We start from the raw sequence: 22,379 nt of genomic DNA on the forward strand, positions 1-22,379 counted from the left end.
GATGTCGAAGCTCGGCAATCTCGGCGCCAGGCTCTACCGCGGTGAGGTCGGCTACGACTTCGTCGGCAAGCGCAAGATCTGGTACGGCATCTCGATACTGATCACCATCACGGCCATCGTCGGCCTTGCGGTGCGCGGCCTGAACATGGGCATCGAGTTCGAGGGCGGCGCGGTCTTCAACACCCCGAGGACCAGTGCCTCGGTCTCCCAGGCCGAGGAGTCCGCGGAGAAGGCGTCCGGCCACGACGCGATCGTCCAGAAGCTGGGCGACGACAAGCTCCGCATCCAGATCGCGGGCGTGGACATCAACAAGTCCGACCAGATCAAGAAGTCGCTGGCCGAGGACCTGGACGTGAAGGCCGGCGAGATCGACGCCGACCTGGTCGGCCCCAGCTGGGGCGAGCAGATCGCGAACAAGGCCTGGCAGGGCCTCGCGATCTTCATGGTCCTGGTGGTGGTCTATCTGGCCATCGCCTTCGAGTGGCGCATGGCCCTCGCGGCCCTGATCGCGCTCATCCACGACATCACCATCACCGTGGGTGTGTACGCCCTGGTCGGCTTCGAGGTCACCCCGGGCACGGTGATCGGTCTGCTGACCATCCTCGGTTACTCGCTCTACGACACGGTCGTGGTCTTCGACAGCTTGAAGGAACAGTCGAAGGACATCACCAAGCAGACCCGCTACACCTACAGCGAGCTGGCCAACCGCAGCATCAACGGCACCCTGGTGCGGTCCATCAACACCACGGTCGTCGCACTGCTCCCGGTGGCGGGCCTGCTGTTCATCGGTGGCGGTGTCCTGGGCGCGGGCATGCTCAACGACATCTCGCTGTCGCTGTTCGTCGGCCTCGCGGCCGGTGCGTACTCCTCGATCTTCATCGCCACGCCGCTCGTCGCCGACTTCAAGGAGCGCGAGCCGCAGATGAAGGCCCTCAAGAAGCGGGTGCTCGCCAAGCGCAGGGCGGCCGCGGCCAAGGGCGAGTCGGCGGAGGCGCCGGAGCCCGCGGGCGACGAGGAACTGCAGGACGCGGAGGTCGGTGACGCCGCTCCCGCGGTCGTCGGCCCCCGCACCCAGCCCGCGTCCCGCAACCGCGGCAAGGGCCGTCCCTCGGGGAAGCGCCGGTGACCGAGGTCAAGGACGTCACGGAGCTGCTGCTCAGCCGCATCCGTGACGTCCCGGACTACCCGAAGCCGGGCGTGCTGTTCAAGGACATCACCCCGCTGCTGGCGGACCCGGAGGCGTTCGCCGCGCTCACGGACACCCTGGCCGGCCTCAGCGTGCGGCACGGCGCCACGAAGATCGTCGGCCTGGAGGCCCGCGGCTTCATCCTCGGCGCCCCCGTGGCGCTGCGCGCCGGGCTCGGCTTCATCCCCGTGCGCAAGGCGGGCAAGCTCCCCGGGGCGACGCTCAAGCAGAGCTACGACCTGGAGTACGGCAGCGCCGAGATCGAGGTGCACGCCGAGGACCTGACGGCGGGCGACCGCGTCATGGTCATCGACGACGTCCTCGCCACCGGTGGCACCGCCGCGGCCTCGCTGCAGCTGGTGCGCCGCACCGGCGCCGAGGTGGCCGGCGTCGCCGTCCTCATGGAGCTCGGCTTCCTGGACGGCCGGCAGAAGCTGGAGCCGGTGCTGGCAGGGGCCCCGCTGGAGGCCCTGATCACCGTCTGAGGCACCGCGCAGGACCGTACGACGGGCGTCCCGGTATCCACCGGGGCGCCCGTCGTCGTTTCGGCCGGTTCCCGCTCTGGACGGTGGCCGGGGCGGCCCTTCCGGACGCCGTCCGGGCCGGGGAGGGCCGGGCCGGAGGCATGGCCGGCCGATCCCGGGGAATCCGAAGACCGCCTCCCGCGTTTCTCCAGTACAGGGCTGTCTCACCGGCCGGAGGCGAGCGGACGGCCCAGGATCGATACCATGGGCACTTCGGGGCCTGTCCGGGGGACCCCGATCGCGCACAGGGAGCGCTCTTGCCAGACGAGTCCCAGCCACTCACCGCCGCCAAGGCCGCCCAGCAGGGCAAGGAGGCCTCGGCAGGCTCCGCCGCGCCCGCGAAGAAGGCTGACGGCGCGCAGGGCGGCACGTCCGCGCAGCGCGACCGGACGGAGGTCTCCCGGGGCGACAAACCGGCCGAGCAGCCCCGCCCCAAGCCGCCCGCGGACCACCACCCGACGGCCCCCGCGATCCGGCCCGCCACGGGCCAGCCCGCGCGCTCCGGCTCCTCCAACCGGGTGCGCGCCCGGCTCGCCCGGCTCGGCGTCCAGCGCTCCAACCCGTACAACCCGGTCCTGGAGCCCCTGCTGCGCATCGTCCGCAGCAACGACCCCAAGATCGAGACGGCCACGCTCCGCCAGATCGAGCGGGCCTACCAGGTCGCCGAGCGCTGGCACCGCGGCCAGAAGCGCAAGAGCGGCGACCCGTACATCACGCACCCGCTCGCCGTGACGACGATCCTCGCCGAGCTCGGCATGGACCCGGCCACCCTGATGGCGGGCCTCCTGCACGACACGGTGGAGGACACCGAGTACGGCCTGGACACCCTCAAGCGCGACTTCGGCGACCAGGTCGCCCTGCTCGTCGACGGCGTCACCAAGCTGGACAAGGTCAAGTTCGGCGAGGCCGCCCAGGCCGAGACCGTGCGCAAGATGGTCGTCGCCATGGCCAAGGACCCCCGCGTCCTGGTCATCAAGCTCGCCGACCGCCTGCACAACATGCGCACCATGCGCTACCTCAAGCGCGAGAAGCAGGAGAAGAAGGCCCGCGAGACGCTGGAGATCTACGCTCCGCTGGCGCACCGCCTGGGCATGAACACCATCAAGTGGGAGCTGGAGGACCTCGCCTTCGCGATCCTCTACCCCAAGATGTACGACGAGATCGTGCGGCTGGTCGCCGAGCGCGCCCCCAAGCGCGACGAATACCTGGCCATAGTGACCGACGAGGTCCAGGCCGACCTGCGGGCCGCCCGCATCAAGGCCACCGTCACCGGACGCCCCAAGCACTACTACAGCGTCTACCAGAAGATGATCGTCCGCGGCCGTGACTTCGCGGAGATCTACGACCTGGTGGGCATCCGCGTCCTGGTCGACACGGTCCGCGACTGCTACGCGGCCCTCGGCACCGTCCACGCGCGATGGAACCCGGTCCCCGGCCGGTTCAAGGACTACATCGCGATGCCGAAGTTCAACATGTACCAGTCGCTGCACACCACGGTGATCGGACCCAACGGCAAGCCCGTCGAGCTGCAGATCCGCACGTTCGACATGCACCGCCGCGCCGAGTACGGCATCGCCGCGCACTGGAAGTACAAGCAGGAAGCCGTCGCCGGTGCCTCCAAGGTGCGCACCGACGTGCCGAAGAAGGCCGGCGGCAAGGACGACCACCTCAACGACATGGCGTGGCTGCGCCAGCTCCTCGACTGGCAGAAGGAGACCGAGGACCCCAGCGAGTTCCTGGAGTCGCTGCGCTTCGACCTGTCGCGCAACGAGGTCTTCGTCTTCACGCCCAAGGGCGACGTCATAGCGCTCCCCGCGGGCGCCACCCCCGTCGACTTCTCGTACGCGGTGCACACCGAGGTCGGCCACCGGACCATAGGGGCCCGGGTCAACGGACGGCTCGTACCGCTCGAGTCGACCCTGGACAACGGCGACCTGGTGGAGGTCTTCACCTCCAAGGCGGCGGGCGCGGGGCCCTCCCGCGACTGGCTCGGCTTCGTCAAGTCGCCCCGGGCGCGCAACAAGATCCGCGCGTGGTTCTCCAAGGAGCGCCGCGACGAGGCCATCGAGCAGGGCAAGGACGCCATCGCGCGCGCCATGCGCAAGCAGAACCTGCCGATCCAGCGGATCCTCACCGGCGACTCCCTGGTCACCCTCGCGCACGAGATGCGCTACCCCGACATCTCCTCGCTCTACGCGGCGATCGGCGAGGGCCACGTCACCGCGCAGTCCGTGGTGCAGAAGCTCGTCCAGGCGCTCGGCGGCGAGGAGGCCGCCAACGAGGACATCGCCGAGAGCGCACCGCCCTCGCGCGGCCGCTCCAAGCGCCGGTCCAACGCCGACCCGGGCGTCGTGGTCAAGGGCGTCGACGACGTCTGGGTGAAGCTCGCCCGCTGCTGCACGCCCGTCCCCGGCGACCCGATCATCGGGTTCGTCACCCGCGGCAGTGGCGTATCGGTTCACCGCAGCGACTGCGTGAACGTGGACTCGCTCTCCCGCGAACCCGAGCGGATCCTCGAGGTCGAGTGGGCGCCCACCCAGTCCTCGGTGTTCCTGGTCGCCATCCAGGTCGAGGCCCTGGACCGCTCCCGTCTCCTGTCGGACGTCACGCGCATCCTGTCGGACCAGCACGTGAACATCCTGTCGGCGGCCGTCCAGACCTCCCGCGACCGCGTCGCCACCTCCCGCTTCACCTTCGAGATGGGCGACCCCAAGCACCTGGGACACGTGCTCAAGGCGGTCAGGGGAGTCGAGGGCGTCTACGACGTGTACCGGGTGACGTCGGCGCGCAGGCCCTGAGGGCACCGCGAGCGCCGGCCACGACGGACAGGGGGAGAAGGCGATGGACGGCAGGACCGACTTAGCCGGGCGGCCGGGCGGGGGACCGGTCGTCGCCGGACGCTACCGCCTCCTCGGACCGCTGGGCCACGGCGGCATGGGCGTGGTCCACGAGGCCGAGGACACCCGCCTCGCGCGCCGGGTGGCCGTCAAGATGCTCACCGCCGTCGCCGGTCTCGACGAGGACGACGAGGCCCGCGACCGGTTCCTGCGCGAGGCGCGGGCGCTGGCCCGCATCGAGCACCCGGCCGTGGTCACGCTGTACGACGCGGGCGTCGCCGACGGCACCCCGTACCTCGTGATGCAGGTCCTGGACGGCCTGAGCCTCGCCGACCTCGTGACGCGCACCGGCCCGCTGCCGACGGCCGCCGTCGCCCAGGTCGCCCTCGACGTCGTGCGCGGACTGGCCGCCGCCCACGAGTCGGGCGTCCTGCACCGCGACGTGAAGCCCTCGAACATCGGCGTCAACCGCGACGGCCACGCCGTCCTGCACGACTTCGGCCTCGCCCGGCTCGCGGGGGAGCGGGCGATCACCCGGACCGGGGAACTCGTCGGCACCCCCCAGTTCATGGCGCCCGAGGCGATCCGGGGCGCCGCCCCGTCACCCGCCGCCGACCTGTACGGCCTCGGCGCCTGCATGTACCTCATGATCACCGGCGAGCTGCCGTTCGGCGACGCCACGGTGGACTACGGCGCCATCGTGGAGCGCGCGCTCGGCGCGGGCATCCCCCGCCTCAGCGGCCGCCTCCTGTCGCCGCCCGCCGAACTGCTCGACCTGGTCGACCGGCTCTGCGCGCAGGACCCCGCCCTGCGCCCGGCGCGCACGGAGGGGACGGAGGCGCTCCTGGAGCGGCAGGCGGTGGACGGCAGGGAGGCCCTCGCCGCCCTCCTGGCCGGCCAGCTCCGCGACGAGGCGGTGCGCTCGCTGACCGAGCCCGCCGACGCCGACGACGAACCGGAGTACGACTGGGACGAGGCCGTGCCGCACCCCAGGGCCGAGCACCCGGGCCCGCTGCACCCGCCCACCCTCAGCGACGCCACCCGCCGCATCGTGCTCAGCAGCATGACCCCGCAGAACGCCCTGTCCCGCCAGCGCGAGGCGGTCAACCTCGTGCTCCGCGGCGAACTGCAGGAGGCCGCGCAGATGCTGGCCGCGGTGGTTCCGGTCTGCCTCTCCTCGCTCGGCCCCGACCATCCGACCACGCTCACCAGCCAGTACTGGCAGGCCGTCTGCCTGGCGCGGCTGGGCGCGGGCGACCAGGCCGTGGAACTGCTCGCCCGGGTGAACCGCCATACCGACGTCAGGAGAGGAAACAGCAGGTGACCGATCTCGCGGTGGAGGTACGGCGCGAAGGCGCCGACCAGGCCGACCAAGAGGACGCGCTGCGCTCCCTGGACGGCTGGCTGCGCGCCGACGAAACCCTGGCCGGACGGCTCGGGACCAGGATCACGGCGACCACGCCCGCCCCCGCCGACCACATGGGCACCGGCTTCGACGTGCTCGAACTCGCCCTCGGCAGCTCCCTGTCCACCGCCGCCCTCGTCGTCTCCGTGCTCCAGTGGCAGCTCTCCCGCCGCCGGGCCCCGGCCGTCGTCCTCAGCCGCGGCGACGTCCGCGTGGAGCTCTCCGCCGAGGCGGCCCGCGACGAGGCGGCCCTGCGGCGCGTCCTGGCCGTCCTGGAACCCGACGGGGAAGGCGCCCGCGATGGCGACGGCAGCGCTTCCTGACCCGGCCCGCTCCCGCGCCGTCCTCATCGGCACCGCGTCCTACCGCCACCTGCCCCAACTCCCGGCCGTCGAGGCCAACGTGGTCGACCTGGCGGCGGAGCTGTGCGACGCCACCGTGTGGGGACTGCCCGTCCAGCACTGCACCGTGGTCACCGACCCGCAGAACGTGCCCGCGATGCTCGACCCCGTCCACCGGGCGGCCGACGAGGCCACGGACACCCTGGTCGTCTACTACGCCGGACACGGCATGCGGGACGCCGAGTCCACCGACCTGTACCTCGCCCTCGGCGACTCCCGCGACACCATGGGCTACACCGCCGTCGCCTACCAGCACCTGCGCACCGCCCTGCGCGGCTCCCGCGCCCGCCGCAAGATCGTCGTCCTCGACTGCTGCTTCAGCGGCCGTGCCGCCCGCACCCTGGCCGGCGGCGACGTGCTCGCCGCCCAGGCCGCCGTCGACGGGGCCTACGTCCTCACCGCCTCGCCCCGCGACCGGGTGGCCCTCGCGCCGGACGGCGAGCGCTACACCGCGTTCACCGGGGAGCTGCTGACCGTGCTGCGGGGCGGCGTCCCCGACGGGCCCGAACTCATCGACCTGGAGACCCTCTACCGCGTCCTGGAGGAGCGGCTGCGCGCCAAGAACCGGCCGCTGCCCCAGCGCTCCCAGGAGAACGCGGTCGGGCGCCTGCCCTTCGCCCGCAACAAGGCCAGGGCCGCCCGGCGCGCCCCCGCGGGCCCGGTCCTCGCCAGCGACGTGCGCGCCGCCGTGGTCGCCACCGGGCTCAACGTCGCCCGGCTGCTGCGCGCCGAGGGCAACACCCGCGACGCCCTGCCCGTACTACGCCTCGCCCTGCAGGAGCAGGTCAGCGACGGCCGGGGCGAACTGCTCGCCGTCCAGCTGGAGCTGTCCGAACTGCTCGCCGAGGCCGACCAGGTCCGCGAGGCCATCGAGGTCCTGGAGCTGGCGTTCCAGCAGACGCACAAGCTGTACGGGCCCGAGGCCGTCCTGGTCTGCCGCAGGCTCGCCGACCTCCTCCAGGAGTCCGGCAACCACATCCAGGCCTGCGAGGTCCTCAAGCACGCCCTGGACATCGCGGAACACGGAAGCCCGCGCGGCACGACCTAGACCGTGTACCGCGCGGGCTCCCGGGCCCGGCTCACCTCCGCGGGTGTCAGCCGCCGAACTCGTGCAGACCCTTCAGGGCCTGGTCGAGCAGCGCCTGGCGGCCGTCCAGCTCACGCTGGAGCTTGTCCGCCTTCGAGGTGTTGCCCGCGGCGCGCGCGGCCTCGATCTGGCCCTGCAGCTTGTCCACGGCGGCCTGCAGCTGACCGGTGAGACCCGCGGCACGCGCGCGTGCCTCCGGGTTCGTCCGGCGCCACTCGGCCTCCTCGGACTCCTGCAGCGCGCGCTCCACCGCGTGCATCCGGCCCTCGACCTTCGGACGGGCGTCCCGCGGGACGTGACCGATGGCCTCCCAGCGTTCGTTGATGCCGCGGAACGCGGCGCGGGCCGTCTTCAGATCCGTCACCGGGACGAGCTTCTCCGCCTCGGCGGCCAGCTCCTCCTTCAGCTTCAGGTTCTCGCCCTGCTCGGCGTCACGCTCCGCGAAGACCGAGCTGCGCGCGGCGAAGAACACGTCCTGGGCGCCGCGGAAGCGGTTCCACAGGTCGTCCTCGTGCTCGCGCTGGGCGCGGCCCGCCGCCTTCCAGTCGGCCATCAGCTCGCGGTACCGCGCGGCCGTGGGACCCCAGTCCGTCGAGCCCGACAGCGCCTCCGCCTCGCCGACCAGCTTCTCCTTGGCCTTGCGGGCGTCCTCGCGTTGCGCGTCCAGCGAGGCGAAGTGCGCCTTGCGGCGCTTGGAGAACGCCGAGCGGGCGTGCGAGAAGCGGTGCCACAGCTCGTCGTCCGACTTGCGGTCCAGCCGCGGCAGACCCTTCCAGGTGTCCACCAGCGCCCGCAGCCGCTCCCCGGCCGCCCGCCACTGCTCGCTCTGGGCCAGCTCCTCGGCCTCGGTGACCAGCGCCTCCTTGGCGTGCCGCGCCTCGTCGGACTGCTTGGCCTTCTGGACCTTGCGCTCCTCGCGGCGCGCCTCGACGCTCTCCACGAGCTTGTCGAGCCGCTTGCCCAGGGCGTCCAGATCGCCGACGGCATGCGCCTCGACCACCTGCGCGCGCAGGTGGTCGATGGCCGTCATGGCGTCCTTGGCGGACAGGTCGGTCGTCTTCACCCGGCGCTCGAGAAGTCCGATCTCGACGACCAGACCGTCGTACTTGCGCTCGAAGTAGGCGAGGGCCTCGTCAGGAGACCCGGCCTTCCACGAACCGACTTCGCGCTCACTGCCGTCGGCGTTGCGCACATACACGGTCCCCGTCTCGTCGACGCGGCCCCACGGGTCGCTGCTCACAGCGCCTCCTCCACATGATGCCTGCGCAGGGCCTCGGGGCCCCCGGCATCGTCCACAGTTTCGTCCCCGCCAACATAGGCGACCGGCGGGGCGGCTGTCCGCATCCCGCGCGACCGAAGTTTGCCCGCCGGCACTCAGGATTTCGTGACCGTCGCCTTGTCCACGACGACCGTCGCGTTCGGGGCGCCGTCGCCCTGCCCGCTGCTCTCACCGGCCGCGGCGATCTTCTTCAGGACCTTCATCCCCGAATCGGAAATGGTCCCGAACGGTGTGTAGTCGGGCGGCAGCTGACTGTCCTGGTACACGAGGAAGAACTGGCTGCCGCCGGTGTCGCGGCCCTTCTTCGTCTGGGCGTTGTACTGGTTGGCCATGGCCACCGTGCCCGCCGGATACACCTTGCCCTTCAGGCGCTTGTCCTTCAGGTTCTCGTCCGGGATCGAGTAACCGGGGCCGCCCTTGCCGGTGCCCTTGGGGTCGCCGCACTGCAGGACGTAGATGCCGCCGGTGGTGAGGCGGTGGCACTTCGTGTGGTCGAGGTACCCCTTGCCGACCAGGAAGTCGAAGGAGTTGACCGTGTGCGGAGCCTTCGCCGCGTCCAGGTCGAGGCCGATGTCGCCGCACGTCGTGCTCAGGTTCATCGTGTAGTCGGCCGACGTGTCGACGGTGAGGGCCGGCTCCTTCTCGAAGCTCAGCGGCTTCACCTTGCCGGGCGCCGCCTTCTTGCACGGATCCTTCTGTTCCTTCGGTGTGGCCGACGGCTGCGCGTTCGCGGCGTCGTCCGTGTCGTCGCCGTCGAAGGCGCCCGCCGCGTACGACACCGCGCCGCCCGCCACGACCACCGCGAGCGCCCCCGCGATCACCGCGTTGCGCATCCTCGCCCTGCGCCGCGCGGTCTCCCGCCGCTCCTGCTGGCGCGCGAACTTCTCCCGGGCGAGCTGCCGCCGCCGCTGCTCGTTGCTGACCACCGGGTTCTCTCCCCTTGTCCTGGGACCTGTGTGGGACCCGCCTGAGTGTGCCCCGTACCGTATATGGGTTACCTGTGGAATCGGCAGCGCCGGTAGGCTCTGATCTGCCGCGTTCTCCCCGCCGGGGGCCGCGGTCCCTCCCGCCGGACGACGAACGAAGGACGATCGTGCTCATTGCCGGGTTTCCCGCCGGGGCCTGGGGCACCAACTGCTATCTGGTCGCCCCCGCCGCAGGCGAGGAGTGCGTGATCATCGACCCGGGCCACCAGGCCGCCCAGGGAGTCGAGGACGCACTCGCCAAGCATCGGCTCAAGCCCGTCGCGGTCATCCTCACGCACGGCCACATCGACCATGTCGCCTCGGTCGTCCCGGTGTGCGGAGCGCACGACGTACCCGCGTGGATCCACCCCGGGGACCGGTACATGATGAGCGACCCCGAGAAGGCGCTCGGCCGCTCCATCGGGATGCCGCTGATGGGCGAGCTGACCGTGGGGGAGCCCGACGACCTGCGGGAGCTGTCCGACGGCGCCGACCTGAAGCTGGCGGGCCTCGACTTCTCCGTCGCGCACGCGCCGGGCCATACGAAGGGGTCGGTGACGTTCCGGCTGCCCGAGACCGAGGAGATCCCCTCGGTGTTCTTCTCGGGCGACCTGCTCTTCGCCGGCTCCATCGGACGCACCGACCTGCCCGGCGGCAGCCACCCCGAGATCCTCGACTCGCTGGCCCGGGTGTGCCTGCCGCTCGACGACTCGACCGTGGTGCTGTCCGGCCACGGCCCCCAGACATCCATCGGCCAGGAACGCGCCACCAATCCCTACCTGCGACAGGTGGCCGCCGGCCTGGGCGCGGACGAGACGTCCGCCCCGCGACGAGGAATGTGACGAGAGATTTCCGTGAGCACCTTCAAGGCCCCCAAGGGCACGTACGACCTGCTGCCGCCCGACTCCGCGACGTTCCTCGCGGTGCGCGAGGCGATCGCCGCGCCGCTGCGCAACTCCGGCTACGGCTACATCGAGACGCCCGGCTTCGAGAACGTCGAGCTGTTCGCGCGCGGTGTCGGTGAGTCCACCGACATCGTCACCAAGGAGATGTACGCCTTCACCACGAAGGGCGGCGACGAGCTCGCGCTGCGCCCCGAAGGCACCGCCTCCGTGCTGCGCGCCGCCCTGGAGGGCAACCTCCACAAGGCGGGCAACCTCCCCGTCAAGCTCTGGTACTCGGGCTCCTACTACCGCTACGAGCGCCCCCAGAAGGGCCGCTACCGGCACTTCTCGCAGGTCGGCGCCGAGGCGATCGGCGGCGAGGACCCGGCGATCGACGCCGAGCTGATCATCCTGGCCGACCAGGCCTACCGCACCCTGGGCCTGCGGAACTTCCGCATCCTGCTCAACTCCCTGGGTGACAAGGAGTGCCGCCCGGTCTACCGCGCCGCGCTGCAGGACTTCCTGCGCGGCCTGGACCTGGACGAGGAGACGCGCCGGCGCATCGACATCAACCCGCTGCGGGTCCTGGACGACAAGCGGGCCGACGTCCAGGCGCAGCTGGTGGGCGCGCCCTCGCTGCGCGACTACCTGTGCGACGCCTGCAAGGCGTACCACGAGGAGGTCCGCGACCTGATCACGGCGGCGGGCGTCGCCTTCGAGGACGACGAGAAGCTCGTCCGCGGCCTGGACTACTACACCCGCACGACCTTCGAGTTCGTCCACGACGGCCTCGGCTCGCAGTCCGCGGTGGGCGGCGGCGGCCGCTACGACGGCCTGTCCGAGATGATCGGCGGCCCCGCGCTGCCCTCGGTCGGCTGGGCGCTCGGCGTGGACCGCACGGTGCTCGCCCTGGAGGCGGAGGGCGTCGACCTCGAACTGCCCGCGTCCACCAGCGTGTTCGCGGTGCCGCTCGGCGAGGAGGCGCGGCGCGTGCTGTTCGCCGCGGTGACCGAGCTGCGCAAGGCCGGGGTCGCGGCGGACTTCTCGTTCGGCGGGAAGGGCCTCAAGGGCGCCATGAAGAACGCCAACCGCAGCGGCGCGCGCTTCACCCTCGTGGCCGGCGAGCGCGACCTCGCCGAAGGCGTCGTCCAGCTCAAGGACATGGAGTCCGGCGAGCAGGAGGCGGTCGCGGTCGCCGAGGTCGTGACGGTGCTGAAGGACAAGCTCGGGAAGTAGCGCCGGGCGCGGCTTTCGGCCGGGCGTTGCTTTCGGTCCGTCGCTGCTTTCGGTCCGGTGCGGAGCGGGGCACCCGGGTGCCCCGCTCCCGTCCGTCCAGCTCCCGTACCCGTCCTGCCCGTTCGGACGGCTGTGCCGGTCGGCCGCATGCCGTCAAGGTGGGGCGAACACACGGCGGCCCCCGCGCGTACCTCCTTATGTCCATCGAACGGTGGACACCCGCGTGGGTGCGGCACAATATGCGTGCCCCGGCCACCACAAGCGACGGAACGGCGTGATGAGCAAAACGATGTCAGCGAAGGACGGCACCCTGGACGGCCAGGAGCCCGCGGGTGCTTCCGGTGCCGTCGGCGGCAGCCGCGCGCTCGCCCTGCTTCTGGTGATCACGGGTGCGGCCGGTCTCCTCGCCGCCTGGGTGATCACCCTCGACAAGTTCGAGCTCCTGAAGGACCCGAACTTCCAGCCGGGCTGCAGCATCAACCCCGTCGTCGCCTGCGGCAGCATCATGAAGAGCGAGCAGGCCGAGGCGTTCGGCTTCCCGAACCCCATGCTGGGCCTGGTCACCTACGCCATCGTGATCTGCGTCGGCATGAGCCTGCTCGCCCGGGCGCGCTTCCCCCGCTGGTACTGGCTCACCTTCAACGCGGGCACGCTCTTCGGCGTCGGATTCTGCACCTGGCTGATGATCCAGTCGCTGTACCACATCAACGCGCTCTGCCTCTGGTGCTGCCTTGCCTGGGCCGCCACCATCATCATGTTCTGGTACGTGACGTCCTTCAACATCCGCGCCGGTTTCCTGCCCGCGCCCGCCTGGGCCAGGAGCTTCCTGGCGGACTTCACCTGGGCGCTGCCGGTGATGCACCTCGGCGTCGTCGCGATGCTGATCCTCACCCGCTGGGGCGCCGACCTCTGGGCCTGACCAGGCCCGGAACGGATTGTCAGTGGGGTGACATAGGGTTCTTGACGTGGAGCCCGATCTGTTCACCGCCGCAGCCGAAGACCGCCAGGAGAAGGATCCGTCCAGCAGCCCCCTGGCCGTCCGGATGCGCCCGCGCACCCTCGACGAAGTCGTCGGCCAGCAGCATCTGCTGAAGCCGGGATCCCCCCTGCGCCGCCTGGTCGGCGAGGGCGGGGGCGGCCCCGCCGGACCGTCCTCGGTGTTCCTGTGGGGCCCGCCGGGCATCGGCAAGACCACCCTGGCGTACGTCGTCTCCAAGGCCACGAACAAGCGCTTCGTCGAGCTCTCCGCGATCACCGCCGGCGTCAAGGAAGTGCGCGCGGTGATCGACGGCGCCCGCCGGGCGATGGGCGGCCACGGCAAGGAGACCGTCCTCTTCCTCGACGAGATCCACCGCTTCAGCAAGGCCCAGCAGGACTCCCTGCTGCCCGCCGTGGAGAACCGCTGGGTCACGCTGATCGCGGCGACCACCGAGAACCCCTACTTCTCGATCATCTCCCCGCTCCTGTCCCGCTCCCTGCTGCTCACCCTGGAGCCGCTCACCGACGACGACCTGCGCGGCCTGCTGCGCCGGGCGCTCACCGACGAGCGGGGTCTGGGCGGCGCGGTCGAGCTGCCCGAGGAGACCGAGGCGCACCTGCTGCGCATCGCGGGCGGCGACGCCCGGCGCGCGCTGACCGCCCTGGAGGCGGGCGCGGGCTCGGCCCTCGCCAAGGGCGAGAAGGAGATCACCCTCCAGACCCTGGAGGAGTCGGTCGACCGGGCCGCCGTGAAGTACGACCGCGCGGGCGACCAGCACTACGACGTGGCCAGCGCCCTCATCAAGTCCATCCGCGGCTCGGACGTGGACGCGGCCCTGCACTATCTGGCCCGCATGATCGAGGCGGGCGAGGACCCCCGCTTCATCGCCCGGCGCCTGATGATCTCCGCGAGCGAGGACATCGGCCTCGCCGACCCCACCGCCCTGCCCACCGCGGTCGCCGCGGCCCAGGCCGTCGCCATGATCGGCTTCCCGGAGGCCGCCCTCACCCTCAGCCACGCCACGATCGCCCTCGCCCTGGCCCCGAAGTCGAACGCCGCGACGATCGCCATCCAGCAGGCCCAGGCCGACGTCCGCGCGGGCCTCGCCGGACCCGTCCCGCCCCACCTGCGCGACGGCCACTACAAGGGCGCCGCCAAGCTCGGCCACGCCCAGGGATACGTCTACCCGCACGACGTCCCCGGCGGCATCGCCGCCCAGCAGTACGCGCCGGACACGGTCGAGGGCAAGCAGTACTACCAGCCCACGCGCTACGGCGCCGAGGCGCGGTACGCCGACGTGGTCGAGCGGGTCCGCGCCCGCCTCAAGGGCGAGCAGCCCGAGAGCTGAGCGCCCCGGGGCCGCCCGGCCGCCGACAGGCGGGCCCCGCCCCGCCCGCCTACGCTCGGCGGCATGCGCACAGCGGCGGCCGGAGCAGCGACGGGAGCGCTCCTCGCGCTGACCGCGCTGGCCGGCGCCTGCACCCCGCCGCAGCTGGAGCGCGGCGACAGCCGCCGCTCGGCGCCCCCGGAGACGTCCACCGAACCGCGGCCGTCCGACGCCACCGCCCCGGCGAGCCCGCCCCCGACATCCGCGACGCCCCCCAGGCCGCCCGCTCCCTCGAAGGTCCCGCTCGCGAGCACCGGCTTCCCGCCGGACGCGGCACGCGCCCGCGAACAGCTGGCCCGCCTCACCGTCGCCCGGGGCAAGAACTGGCAGACGTACCAACGCTCCGAGTTCGGCATCGGCTGGTCCGACGACGTCGACGCCCCCGGTGGGCGCAACGGCTGCGACACCCGCGACGACGTGCTGCGCCGCGACCTGAGGAACCTGCGCGAGGGCGACCGCAACCCCTGCGTCGTACTGTCCGGCACCCTGCTCGACCCGTACACCGGCAAGGAGCTGCCCTACTCCTACCGCCGCGCCTCGCAGATCCAGACCGACCACGTCGTCGCGCTCGGCGCCGCCTGGCGGGCCGGTGCCTGGGCCTGGACCCCGCAGCGGCGCCTGACCTACGCCAACGACCTGGACGTCCTGCTCGCCGCGGACAAGGACACCAACTACGCCAAGAGCAGCCTGACCCCCGACAAGTGGAAGCCGCCCCGCAAGGAATACTGGTGCGAGTACGGGCGTCGCTGGACCGGGATCAAGGCCAAGTACGGGCTGACCGTCACCGCCCCCGAGAAGCTGGCCCTCCAGGACCTGCTCGCGACCTGCCGCTGAGGCCGCCGCCGACCGCCGTCGACCGCCGCCGGGGGCCCGGCCGGGGCCGCGGCCGAGGCACCTCGCCGCACCCGGTACACTTGCACGGAGTGCTGCGTCCCGTGTCCGGTCTCGTACCGGCACCACCAGAACGGGACATCCAGCCGGAGCCCCGGCCCCCGGGCCAGGGATCTCCAGGAGCGTCGCGCACCGTCGAAGGTGTCGCGGGCAGCCCACCACCACCCCGGAGTCCCGGGAATCGGTCGGTGGGCCACTCGCGTGCTGCACATTGTGCCCAGACCAGGGAGCGGCTGCCTCACGAGCCCATGGCCCATGAGGTTTCCCAGGCTGCGGATGCGACCTCCCATAACCCTGGTGAAGCCGATTTCACAGAGAACAGAGAGGTTGGTTCATGCCGAACCAGTCCCGCCCCAAGGTCAAGAAGTCGCGTGCCCTCGGCATCGCGCTGACCCCGAAGGCCGTCAAGTACTTCGAGGCCCGCCCCTACCCGCCGGGCGAGCACGGCCGTGGGCGCAAGCAGAACTCGGACTACAAGGTCCGTCTGCTCGAGAAGCAGCGTCTGCGCGCGCAGTACGACCTGTCCGAGCGCCAGCTCGTCCGTGCCTACGAGCGTGCGTCCAAGACGCAGCTCAAGACCGGTGAGGCCCTGGTCATCGAGCTGGAGCGTCGTCTCGACGCCCTGGTCCTGCGTTCGGGCATCGCCCGCACGATCTACCAGGCCCGCCAGATGGTCGTGCACGGCCACATCGAGGTCAACGGCGGCAAGGTCGACAAGCCGTCGTTCCGCGTCCGTCCCGACGACGTCGTGATGGTCCGCGAGCGCAGCCGCGAGAAGCCGCTGTTCCAGGTCGCGCGTGAGGGCGGCTTCGCCCCCGACGGCGAGACCCCGCGCTACCTCCAGGTGAACCTGAAGGCCCTGGCCTTCCGCCTGGACCGCGACCCGAACCGCAAGGAGATCCCCGTGATCTGCGACGAGCAGCTCGTCGTCGAGTACTACGCCCGCTGACCCGGACGCAGCTCTCCCTGCTTCAGCCCGTCGCCTCCCCGCCCCTGTGGGCGGGGCAGGCGGCGGGTTCGCTCGTTCCCGGGGTCGGTGCGCAGCGCCCGGGACACCGCCGCGTCCAGCCCGAGCCCCGCGCCCGTGCGCACGCACGCCTCGTACCGCTCGTCGCCGAGCGCCCGCCGGGCCTGCTCCTCGCAGACCGCGTGCGGTCCGCCGAAGTGGACCGAGCCGAACAGCGGCAGCCCCACCGAGCCCCAGATGCCGGATGCGGCGCCCTGCAGCACCGCCGCCTCCTCGGGATCGCCCTCCGTCGCCGTGAACAGCGCGAGCAGCTCGATGGACAGGACCGTGCCCAGCAGATCGTGGAAGCGGTGGTCGAGCGCCAGCGACTCGGTGAGCAGTTCCCGCGCCGCGTCCGCCTCGCCCCGGGTCCAGGCCGCGTAGCCGAGGACGTAGAGCGCATAGGCGAGGGCCCAGCGCTCGCCGTGGTCCTCACAGACCCGGCGCACGTCCTCGCAGAGCTCCACCGCGAGGGCGAGATCGCCGCGGAAGGCCAGCGCCATGGCGAGCTCGGCCTGCCCCATCAGGACGTTGCTGTTGAGCTCGCCGATCTCCCGGTAGCGCGCCAGGGCCGAGCGCAGGATCGTCTCCGCGCGCGGCAGGTCGTCCGTGACCAGGGCGAGACAGCCGATGCGGTGCTCCGCGTAGGCCGCGGCCACCGCGCTGCCGGTGCGCTCCGCGCCGTCCCGGCACTCGTGCAGCGCGGCGAGGGCAGCGACCGTGTCGCCCTGCAGCACCGCGACATAGCCGAGCACCCACAGCGCCTTGAGCCGCGAGTCGTCGTGCCCGCCGTCGAGGTCCAGGGCCCGGTCGAGCCAGTGCCTGCCCTCCGCGAGACGCCCGCAGCCCGCCCAGTAGAACCAGAGGGTGCCGGCCAGGTACTGCCCGAGGTGGGCCTCGTCCCGCTCGGTCAGACAGAACTCCAGGGCCGCGCGCAGATTGGGCAGTTCGGCGTCGACCAGGGCGGCGATCTCCGGCTGGCGGGGCGAGAACCAGTCCAGCTCGCACCAGGTGGCCAGGCCCATGTACCAGTCGCGGTGCCTGCGGCGCAGCGTCGCGCCCTCGCCCGCCGCCTCCAGCCAGTCGGCGCCGTACGCCCGGACCGTGTCCAGCATGCGGTAGCGCACCCCGGCCGGCCCCTCCTCGCGGGTCAGCACGGACTGGGCGAGGAGTTCGTCCAGGACGTCGAGCACGTCGTCGGCGGGCAGTCCGTCCCCGGCGCAGATGTACTCGGCGGCCTCCAGGTCGAACTGCCCGGCGAACACCGAGAGGCGCGACCACAGCAGCCGCTCGCGCGGCGCGCACAGCTCGTGGCTCCAGCCGATCGCCGTGCGCAGCGTCTGGTGCCGCGGCTGCAGGTCGCGCCGGGCGCCGGTGAGCAGCCGGAACCGGTCGTCGAGCCGGGCGAGCAACTGCGCGGGGGACAGCGCCCGCAGCCGTCCCGCGGCCAGCTCCACGGCGAGCGGGATGCCGTCCAGCCGGTGGCACAGCTCCATCACGTCCGCGCGGTTGCCGTCGTCCAGGGCGAAGCCGGGCAGGCCCGCCGACGCCCGGTCGACGAAGAGGGTGGCCGCGTCCGGGCCGGACATCGGCGCCAGCGGCAGCCGCCGCTCGCCCGTGGTCTCCAGCGGCCTGCGCCCCACGGCGAGCACCCGCAGCCCGGGGGAGTGCACCAGGAGGTCGCGCACCAGCGAGGCGCAGGCGGCGACGAGGTGCTCGAACCCGTCCAGTACGAGGAGCAGTTCGCGCTCGGCGAGGTGGGCCAGCAGCACCTGACGCGGGGGCCGCTTCGTGTGGTCGGTCAGCTCCAGGGCCTCGACGACGGCGTGTTCGAGGAGTTCCGGGTCCCGTACCACCGAGAGGTCCACCAGCCAGGCGCCGTCCCGCGCCCTGCTGCGCGCCGCCGCCCGGACGGCCAGCCGGGACTTGCCGACCCCGCCGACCCCGGTCACCGTGACCAGCCGGCCGGCCTCCAACGCGGTGGCGAGCTCGGCCAGTTCGGTGTCGCGCCCGATGAAGGCGTTGAGCTCCAGGGGGAGGTTGCCGGACGGAGAGGGTCCCATGGGGTACGGAGCGTACTCATTCGTATGCGGTCCGTACAATCACTTCGGGCAACTCCTGTCATGGCGACGGCGAATGCGGTGCGGACTCGGCGCCCCGGCGCGATAGGGTCGGAGCACGACTTTTCGATGTTCAGGTTCGAAGTTCAGGGACGAGATTCAGGGAGCGGTGCCAAGTGTCCGGTGGAGAGGTTGCCGGGATCTTGGTGGCCGTCTTCTGGGCGATCCTGGTCTCCTTCCTCGCGGTGGCACTGGCGAGGCTGGCCCAGACGCTCAGGGCGACCACCAAACTCGTCGCGGACGTGACCGAGCAGGCGGTTCCCCTGCTGGCCGACGCCTCCACCGCGGTGCGCTCCGCGCAGACGCAGATCGACCGGGTCGACGCCATCGCGTCCGACGTCCAGGAGGTCACGTCCAACGCGTCGGCGCTGTCCACGACGGTCGCCTCCACCTTCGGCGGCCCGCTCGTGAAGGTGGCCGCGTTCGGCTACGGCGTGCGCCGGGCCATCAGCCGCAAGGCCGTCCCCCCGACAGAGGAAATGCCTGCCAAGCCGTCCCGTCGTACGGTGATCGTGGGTCGCACCGTCCCGTCCGCGCGGCGGACCAAGCGGGCCAACCGGAGTAAGAGGGACTGACGCAGCGATGTTCCGCCGTACGTTCTGGTTCACCGCGGGCGCAGCCGCCGGCGTATGGGCCACCACCAAGGTCAACCGCAAGATCAAGCAGCTGACCCCCGAGAGCCTCGCGGCGCAGGCCGCGAACAAGGCGATCGAGACGGGCCACCGCCTGAAGGACTTCGCGCTCGACATCCGCGACGGCATGGCCGAGCGCGAGGCCGAGCTGGACGAGGCACTGGGCCTGCGGGACCACCCCGACGCGGAGCTGCCCGTGCAGCGCCGCTTCGCGGTCATCGAGAACCACCAGAGCAACACGATCGACAAGAAGACGCGGTACGTCGAGAACACGACGAACACCACGCGCCCGTACAACCGGAATGAGGACCACTGATGGAGTCGGCTGAAATCCGCCGCCGCTGGCTGAGCTTCTTCGAGGAGCGCGGGCACGCCGTCGTCCCTTCGGCGTCGCTCATCGCGGACGACCCGACTCTGCTCCTCGTCCCCGCCGGCATGGTGCCCTTCAAGCCCTACTTCCTGGGTGAGGTCAAGCCGCCCGCCCCGCGGGTCACCAGCGTGCAGAAGTGCGTGCGCACGCCCGACATCGAAGAGGTCGGCAAGACCACGCGGCACGGCACGTTCTTCCAGATGTGCGGCAACTTCTCCTTCGGCGACTACTTCAAGGAAGGCGCCATCAAGCTGGCCTGGGAGCTGCTGACCGGCTCCGTGGCCGACGGCGGGTACGGGCTCGACCCGGAGCGCCTGTGGATCACGGTCTACCTGGACGACGACGAGGCCGAGCGGATCTGGCACGAGGTCGTCGGCGTGCCCAAGGAGCGCATCCAGCGCCTGGGCAAGAAGGACAACTTCTGGTCCATGGGCGTGCCGGGCCCCTGCGGCCCGTGCTCGGAGATCAACTACGACCGCGGCCCCGAGTTCGGCGTCGAGGGCGGCCCCGCCGTCAACGACGAGCGCTACGTGGAGATCTGGAACCTGGTCTTCATGCAGTTCGAGCGCGGCGCGGGCGACGGGAAGGAGGACTTCCCGATCCTCGGCGAGCTCCCGTCGAAGAACATCGACACGGGCCTCGGCCTGGAGCGCCTCGCCATGATCCTGCAGGGCGTGCAGAACATGTACGAGACCGACACCCTGCGCGTCGTCATGGACAAGGCCACCGAGCTGACCGGCGTGCGCTACGGCGCCGAGCACGGCTCGGACGTCTCCCTGCGCGTGGTCGCCGACCACATCCGCACCTCGACGATGCTCATCGGCGACGGCGTCACCCCCGGCAACGAGGGCCGCGGCTACGTGCTGCGCCGCATCATGCGCCGCGCCATCCGCAACATGCGCCTGATGGGCGCCACGGGCCCGGTCGTCAAGGACCTCGTCGACGTCGTCATCGACACGATGGGTCAGCAGTACCCGGAGCTCGTCACCGACCGCAAGCGCATCGAGACCGTCGCGCTCGCCGAGGAGGCCGCCTTCCTCAAGGCCCTCAAGGGCGGCACGAACATCCTCGACACCGCCGTCACCGAGACCAAGGCCGCCGGCGGCAAGGTCCTCTCGGGCGACAAGGCGTTCCTGCTGCACGACACGTGGGGCTTCCCGATCGACCTCACCCTGGAGATGGCGGCCGAGCAGGGCCTCTCCGTGGACGAGGACGGCTTCCGCCGCCTGATGACGGAGCAGCGGGACCGCGCCAAGGCCGACGCCCGGGCCAAGAAGACCGGCCACGCCGACCTGCACGCCTACCGCGAGATCGCCGACGCCTCCGGCGCCACCGACTTCACGGGGTACGCCCTCACGGAGAACGAGGCGCAGATCGTCGGCCTGCTGGTCAACGGCGTCTCCTCGCCCGCCGCCACCGAGGGCGACGAGGTCGAGATCGTCCTCGACCGCACCCCCTTCTACGCGGAGGGCGGCGGCCAGATCGGCGACACCGGCCGCATCCGCCTGGACAGCGGCGCCGTCGTCGAGATCCGTGACGTGCAGAAGCCGGTGCCCGGCGTGCACGTCCACAAGGGTGTCGTGCAGGTCGGCGAGATCACGGTCGGTGCTCCGGTGTGGGCCTCGATCGACGCCCACCGCCGCCGCGCCATCGCCCGCGCCCACTCCGCCACGCACCTCACGCACCAGGCGCTGCGCGACGCGCTCGGCCCGACGGCCGCCCAGGCCGGTTCCGAGAACCAGCCCGGCCGCTTCCGCTTCGACTTCGGTTCGCCGTCCGCCGTGCCCACGGCCGTGATGACGGACGTCGAGCAGAAGATCAACGCGGTGCTCTCGCGCGAGCTGGACGTCCAGGCCGAGGTCATGTCGATCGACGACGCCAAGAAGCAGGGTGCCATCGCCGAGTTCGGCGAGAAGTACGGCGAGCGGGTGCGCGTCGTCACCATCGGCGACTTCTCCAAGGAGCTGTGCGGCGGCACGCACGTGCACAACACCGCCCAGCTGGGTCTGGTGAAGCTGCTCGGCGAGTCCTCCATCGGCTCCGGTGTGCGCCGCATCGAGGCGCTGGTCGGCGTGGACGCGTACAACTTCCTCGCCAAGGAGCACACCGTCGTCGCCCAGCTCCAGGAGCTGGTCAAGGGCCGCCCCGAGGAACTGCCCGAGAAGATCTCCGGCATGCTCGCGAAGCTCAAGGACGCCGAGAAGGAGATCGAGAAGTTCCGCGCGGAGAAGGTCCTGCAGGCCGCCGCCGGTCTCGTCGAGTCCGCCAAGGACATCCGCGGCGTCGCCCTGGTGACCGGCCAGGTGCCGGACGGCACGGGCGCCGACGACCTGCGCAGGCTGGTCCTCGACGTGCGCGGCCGCATCCCGGGCGACCGTCCCGCGGTCGTCGCCCTGTTCACCACGGCCAACGGCCGCCCGCTGACCGTCATCGCCACCAACGAGGCCGGCCGTGAGCGCGGCCTCAAGGCCGGCGACCTGGTCCGCACCGCGGCCAAGACCCTCGGCGGCGGTGGCGGCGGCAAGCCGGACGTCGCCCAGGGCGGCGGTCAGAACGCGGCCGCGATCCCGGAGGCCATTGCCGCCGTGGAGCGCCTCGTCACCGAGACGGCCTGATGACCGAGGGCATGCGCAGGGGCCGGCGTCTGGCCATCGACGTCGGTGACGCCCGCATCGGGGTCGCCTCGTGCGACCCCGACGGGATCCTCGCCACGCCGGTCGAGACGGTGCCGGGGCGGGACGTCCCGGCGGCCCGGCGCCGGCTGAAGCAACTCGCCGACGAGTACGAGCCGATCGAGATCGTCGTCGGACTCCCTCGCTCCCTCAACGGGGGCGAGGGCCCGGCGGCCGCCAAGATCCGCGCTTTCACCCAGGACCTCGCCCGCATGGTCGCCCCCATTTCGGTGAGGCTGGTGGACGAGAGGATGACCACAGTGACGGCCAGTCAGGGCCTGCGCGCCTCCGGCGTGAAGTCCAAAAAGGGCAGGTCTGTCATCGATCAGGCCGCGGCGGTCATCATTCTCCAGCAGGCACTGGAGTCCGAACGGGCGTCAGGTAAAGCTCCCGGCGAGGGCGTCGAAGTGGTCATCTGATCGCGATACGGTAACGTTCCGCGCGATGCGGCGGTGTTCGAACAGCTGCCGCACAGCATCAAGAGGCGGAACGGTTGCCCGGCCATCCAGACGGCGGCC

General features: G+C 71.6%; 19 protein-coding genes. 16 read left to right on the forward strand and 3 right to left on the reverse strand.

The genetic code is table 11. The annotated features are described in order from the left end of the window. Window position 1 precedes the first annotated feature (1 nt). From secF to ACFYXE_RS27440, 6 genes are all read left to right on the forward strand, one after another. On the forward strand, window positions 2-1,126 hold the full coding sequence (gene secF / locus ACFYXE_RS27415) for a protein translocase subunit SecF (protein ID WP_361168987.1): 1,125 nt from the start codon (window positions 2-4) through the stop codon (window positions 1,124-1,126). Beyond that, window positions 1,123-1,671, forward strand: coding sequence for an adenine phosphoribosyltransferase (locus ACFYXE_RS27420; RefSeq protein ID WP_389316512.1), 549 nt, complete (start codon window positions 1,123-1,125; stop codon window positions 1,669-1,671). Before secF ends, ACFYXE_RS27420 begins: the two co-directional genes overlap by 4 nt. 296 nt (window positions 1,672-1,967) lie before the next feature. Continuing rightward, on the forward strand, window positions 1,968-4,508 hold the full coding sequence (locus tag ACFYXE_RS27425; protein WP_389316514.1) for a RelA/SpoT family protein: 2,541 nt from the start codon (window positions 1,968-1,970) through the stop codon (window positions 4,506-4,508). A gap of 43 nt (window positions 4,509-4,551) precedes the next feature. After that, window positions 4,552-5,871 carry a protein kinase gene (locus ACFYXE_RS27430; RefSeq protein WP_389316516.1) on the forward strand — a complete coding sequence of 440 codons (1,320 nt, stop codon included), beginning with the start codon at window positions 4,552-4,554 and terminating at the stop codon, window positions 5,869-5,871. After that, window positions 5,868-6,275 carry a hypothetical protein gene (locus tag ACFYXE_RS27435; RefSeq protein ID WP_389316518.1) on the forward strand — a complete coding sequence of 136 codons (408 nt, stop codon included), beginning with the start codon at window positions 5,868-5,870 and terminating at the stop codon, window positions 6,273-6,275. The genes ACFYXE_RS27430 and ACFYXE_RS27435 overlap by 4 nt, the downstream gene beginning before the upstream one ends. Beyond that, on the forward strand, window positions 6,253-7,401 hold the full coding sequence (locus ACFYXE_RS27440; RefSeq protein ID WP_389316520.1) for a caspase family protein: 1,149 nt from the start codon (window positions 6,253-6,255) through the stop codon (window positions 7,399-7,401). Before ACFYXE_RS27435 ends, ACFYXE_RS27440 begins: the two co-directional genes overlap by 23 nt. Window positions 7,402-7,447: 46 nt before the next feature. Here the strand turns inward: ACFYXE_RS27440 and ACFYXE_RS27445 are convergent, their stop codons facing one another. Then, complete coding sequence (locus tag ACFYXE_RS27445; protein WP_361168969.1) at window positions 7,448-8,680, reverse strand: DUF349 domain-containing protein; 1,233 nt, start codon at window positions 8,678-8,680, stop codon at window positions 7,448-7,450. 134 nt (window positions 8,681-8,814) lie between these two features. Beyond that, a complete protein-coding gene (locus ACFYXE_RS27450; protein WP_361168966.1) occupies window positions 8,815-9,645 on the reverse strand; it encodes a peptidylprolyl isomerase in 831 nt (276 codons plus the stop codon). Window positions 9,646-9,812: 167 nt separating this feature from the next. Between ACFYXE_RS27450 and ACFYXE_RS27455 the strand changes: the two genes are divergently transcribed. The 6 genes from ACFYXE_RS27455 (at window position 9,813) to rpsD (ending at window position 16,010) form a co-directional block, all read left to right on the forward strand. Continuing rightward, window positions 9,813-10,526: an MBL fold metallo-hydrolase gene (locus ACFYXE_RS27455; protein WP_361168964.1), complete on the forward strand. Its 714-nt coding sequence runs from the start codon at window positions 9,813-9,815 to the stop codon at window positions 10,524-10,526. Window positions 10,527-10,538: 12 nt separating this feature from the next. Next, complete coding sequence (hisS, locus tag ACFYXE_RS27460) at window positions 10,539-11,804, forward strand: histidine--tRNA ligase (protein ID WP_389316523.1); 1,266 nt, start codon at window positions 10,539-10,541, stop codon at window positions 11,802-11,804. Window positions 11,805-12,093: 289 nt separating this feature from the next. Then, a complete protein-coding gene (locus ACFYXE_RS27465; RefSeq protein ID WP_361168958.1) occupies window positions 12,094-12,723 on the forward strand; it encodes a vitamin K epoxide reductase family protein in 630 nt (209 codons plus the stop codon). A gap of 46 nt (window positions 12,724-12,769) precedes the next feature. Then, complete coding sequence (locus ACFYXE_RS27470) at window positions 12,770-14,131, forward strand: replication-associated recombination protein A (RefSeq protein WP_361168955.1); 1,362 nt, start codon at window positions 12,770-12,772, stop codon at window positions 14,129-14,131. A 63-nt stretch (window positions 14,132-14,194) separates the two neighbouring features. After that, complete coding sequence (locus ACFYXE_RS27475) at window positions 14,195-15,004, forward strand: HNH endonuclease family protein (RefSeq protein WP_389316526.1); 810 nt, start codon at window positions 14,195-14,197, stop codon at window positions 15,002-15,004. 391 nt (window positions 15,005-15,395) lie between these two features. Next, window positions 15,396-16,010, forward strand: coding sequence for a 30S ribosomal protein S4 (rpsD, locus tag ACFYXE_RS27480; RefSeq protein ID WP_055543665.1), 615 nt, complete (start codon window positions 15,396-15,398; stop codon window positions 16,008-16,010). Here rpsD and ACFYXE_RS27485 read toward each other — a convergent pair. Next, window positions 15,998-18,130, reverse strand: a complete 2,133-nt coding sequence (locus tag ACFYXE_RS27485; RefSeq protein ID WP_389316528.1) for an ATP-binding protein — start codon at window positions 18,128-18,130, stop codon at window positions 15,998-16,000. The two genes, rpsD and ACFYXE_RS27485, sit on opposite strands and share 13 nt — an antisense overlap. Window positions 18,131-18,303: 173 nt before the next feature. Here ACFYXE_RS27485 and ACFYXE_RS27490 point away from each other — a divergent pair, with 173 nt between their 5' ends. From ACFYXE_RS27490 to ruvX, 4 genes are read left to right on the forward strand one after another with little or no spacing between them, the layout of a single operon-like run. Then, entirely contained in the window at window positions 18,304-18,762 is a 459-nt protein-coding gene (locus ACFYXE_RS27490; protein ID WP_389316530.1) for a DUF948 domain-containing protein, read from the forward strand. Window positions 18,763-18,769: 7 nt separating this feature from the next. Beyond that, on the forward strand, window positions 18,770-19,135 hold the full coding sequence (locus ACFYXE_RS27495; RefSeq protein ID WP_361168943.1) for a DUF6167 family protein: 366 nt from the start codon (window positions 18,770-18,772) through the stop codon (window positions 19,133-19,135). Then, window positions 19,135-21,804 carry an alanine--tRNA ligase gene (gene alaS, locus ACFYXE_RS27500; RefSeq protein ID WP_389316533.1) on the forward strand — a complete coding sequence of 890 codons (2,670 nt, stop codon included), beginning with the start codon at window positions 19,135-19,137 and terminating at the stop codon, window positions 21,802-21,804. Before ACFYXE_RS27495 ends, alaS begins: the two co-directional genes overlap by 1 nt. Beyond that, on the forward strand, window positions 21,804-22,280 hold the full coding sequence (ruvX, locus tag ACFYXE_RS27505; RefSeq protein ID WP_361168937.1) for a Holliday junction resolvase RuvX: 477 nt from the start codon (window positions 21,804-21,806) through the stop codon (window positions 22,278-22,280). The genes alaS and ruvX overlap by 1 nt, the downstream gene beginning before the upstream one ends. The last annotated feature ends 99 nt before the right edge of the window (window positions 22,281-22,379 follow it).

This window comes from Streptomyces sp. NPDC002564, assembly GCF_042889645.1.
Classification (GTDB): domain Bacteria; phylum Actinomycetota; class Actinomycetes; order Streptomycetales; family Streptomycetaceae; genus Streptomyces.

Excerpts from the sequence above, each read along its gene's own strand:
- ACFYXE_RS27440 (WP_389316520.1), top strand. The coding sequence starts at position 6,253 with ATGGCGACGGCAGCGCTTCCTGACCCGGCCCGCTCCCGCGCCGTCCTC.
- ruvX (WP_361168937.1), top strand. The coding sequence starts at position 21,804 with ATGACCGAGGGCATGCGCAGGGGCCGGCGTCTGGCCATCGACGTCGGT.
- alaS (WP_389316533.1), top strand. The coding sequence starts at position 19,135 with ATGGAGTCGGCTGAAATCCGCCGCCGCTGGCTGAGCTTCTTCGAGGAG.
- ACFYXE_RS27465 (WP_361168958.1), top strand. The coding sequence starts at position 12,094 with ATGTCAGCGAAGGACGGCACCCTGGACGGCCAGGAGCCCGCGGGTGCT.
- rpsD (WP_055543665.1), top strand. The coding sequence starts at position 15,396 with ATGCCGAACCAGTCCCGCCCCAAGGTCAAGAAGTCGCGTGCCCTCGGC.
- ACFYXE_RS27485 (WP_389316528.1), bottom strand. The coding sequence starts at position 18,130 with ATGGGACCCTCTCCGTCCGGCAACCTCCCCCTGGAGCTCAACGCCTTC.
- ACFYXE_RS27430 (WP_389316516.1), top strand. The coding sequence starts at position 4,552 with ATGGACGGCAGGACCGACTTAGCCGGGCGGCCGGGCGGGGGACCGGTC.
- secF (WP_361168987.1), top strand. The coding sequence starts at position 2 with ATGTCGAAGCTCGGCAATCTCGGCGCCAGGCTCTACCGCGGTGAGGTC.
- ACFYXE_RS27475 (WP_389316526.1), top strand. The coding sequence starts at position 14,195 with ATGCGCACAGCGGCGGCCGGAGCAGCGACGGGAGCGCTCCTCGCGCTG.
- ACFYXE_RS27495 (WP_361168943.1), top strand. The coding sequence starts at position 18,770 with ATGTTCCGCCGTACGTTCTGGTTCACCGCGGGCGCAGCCGCCGGCGTA.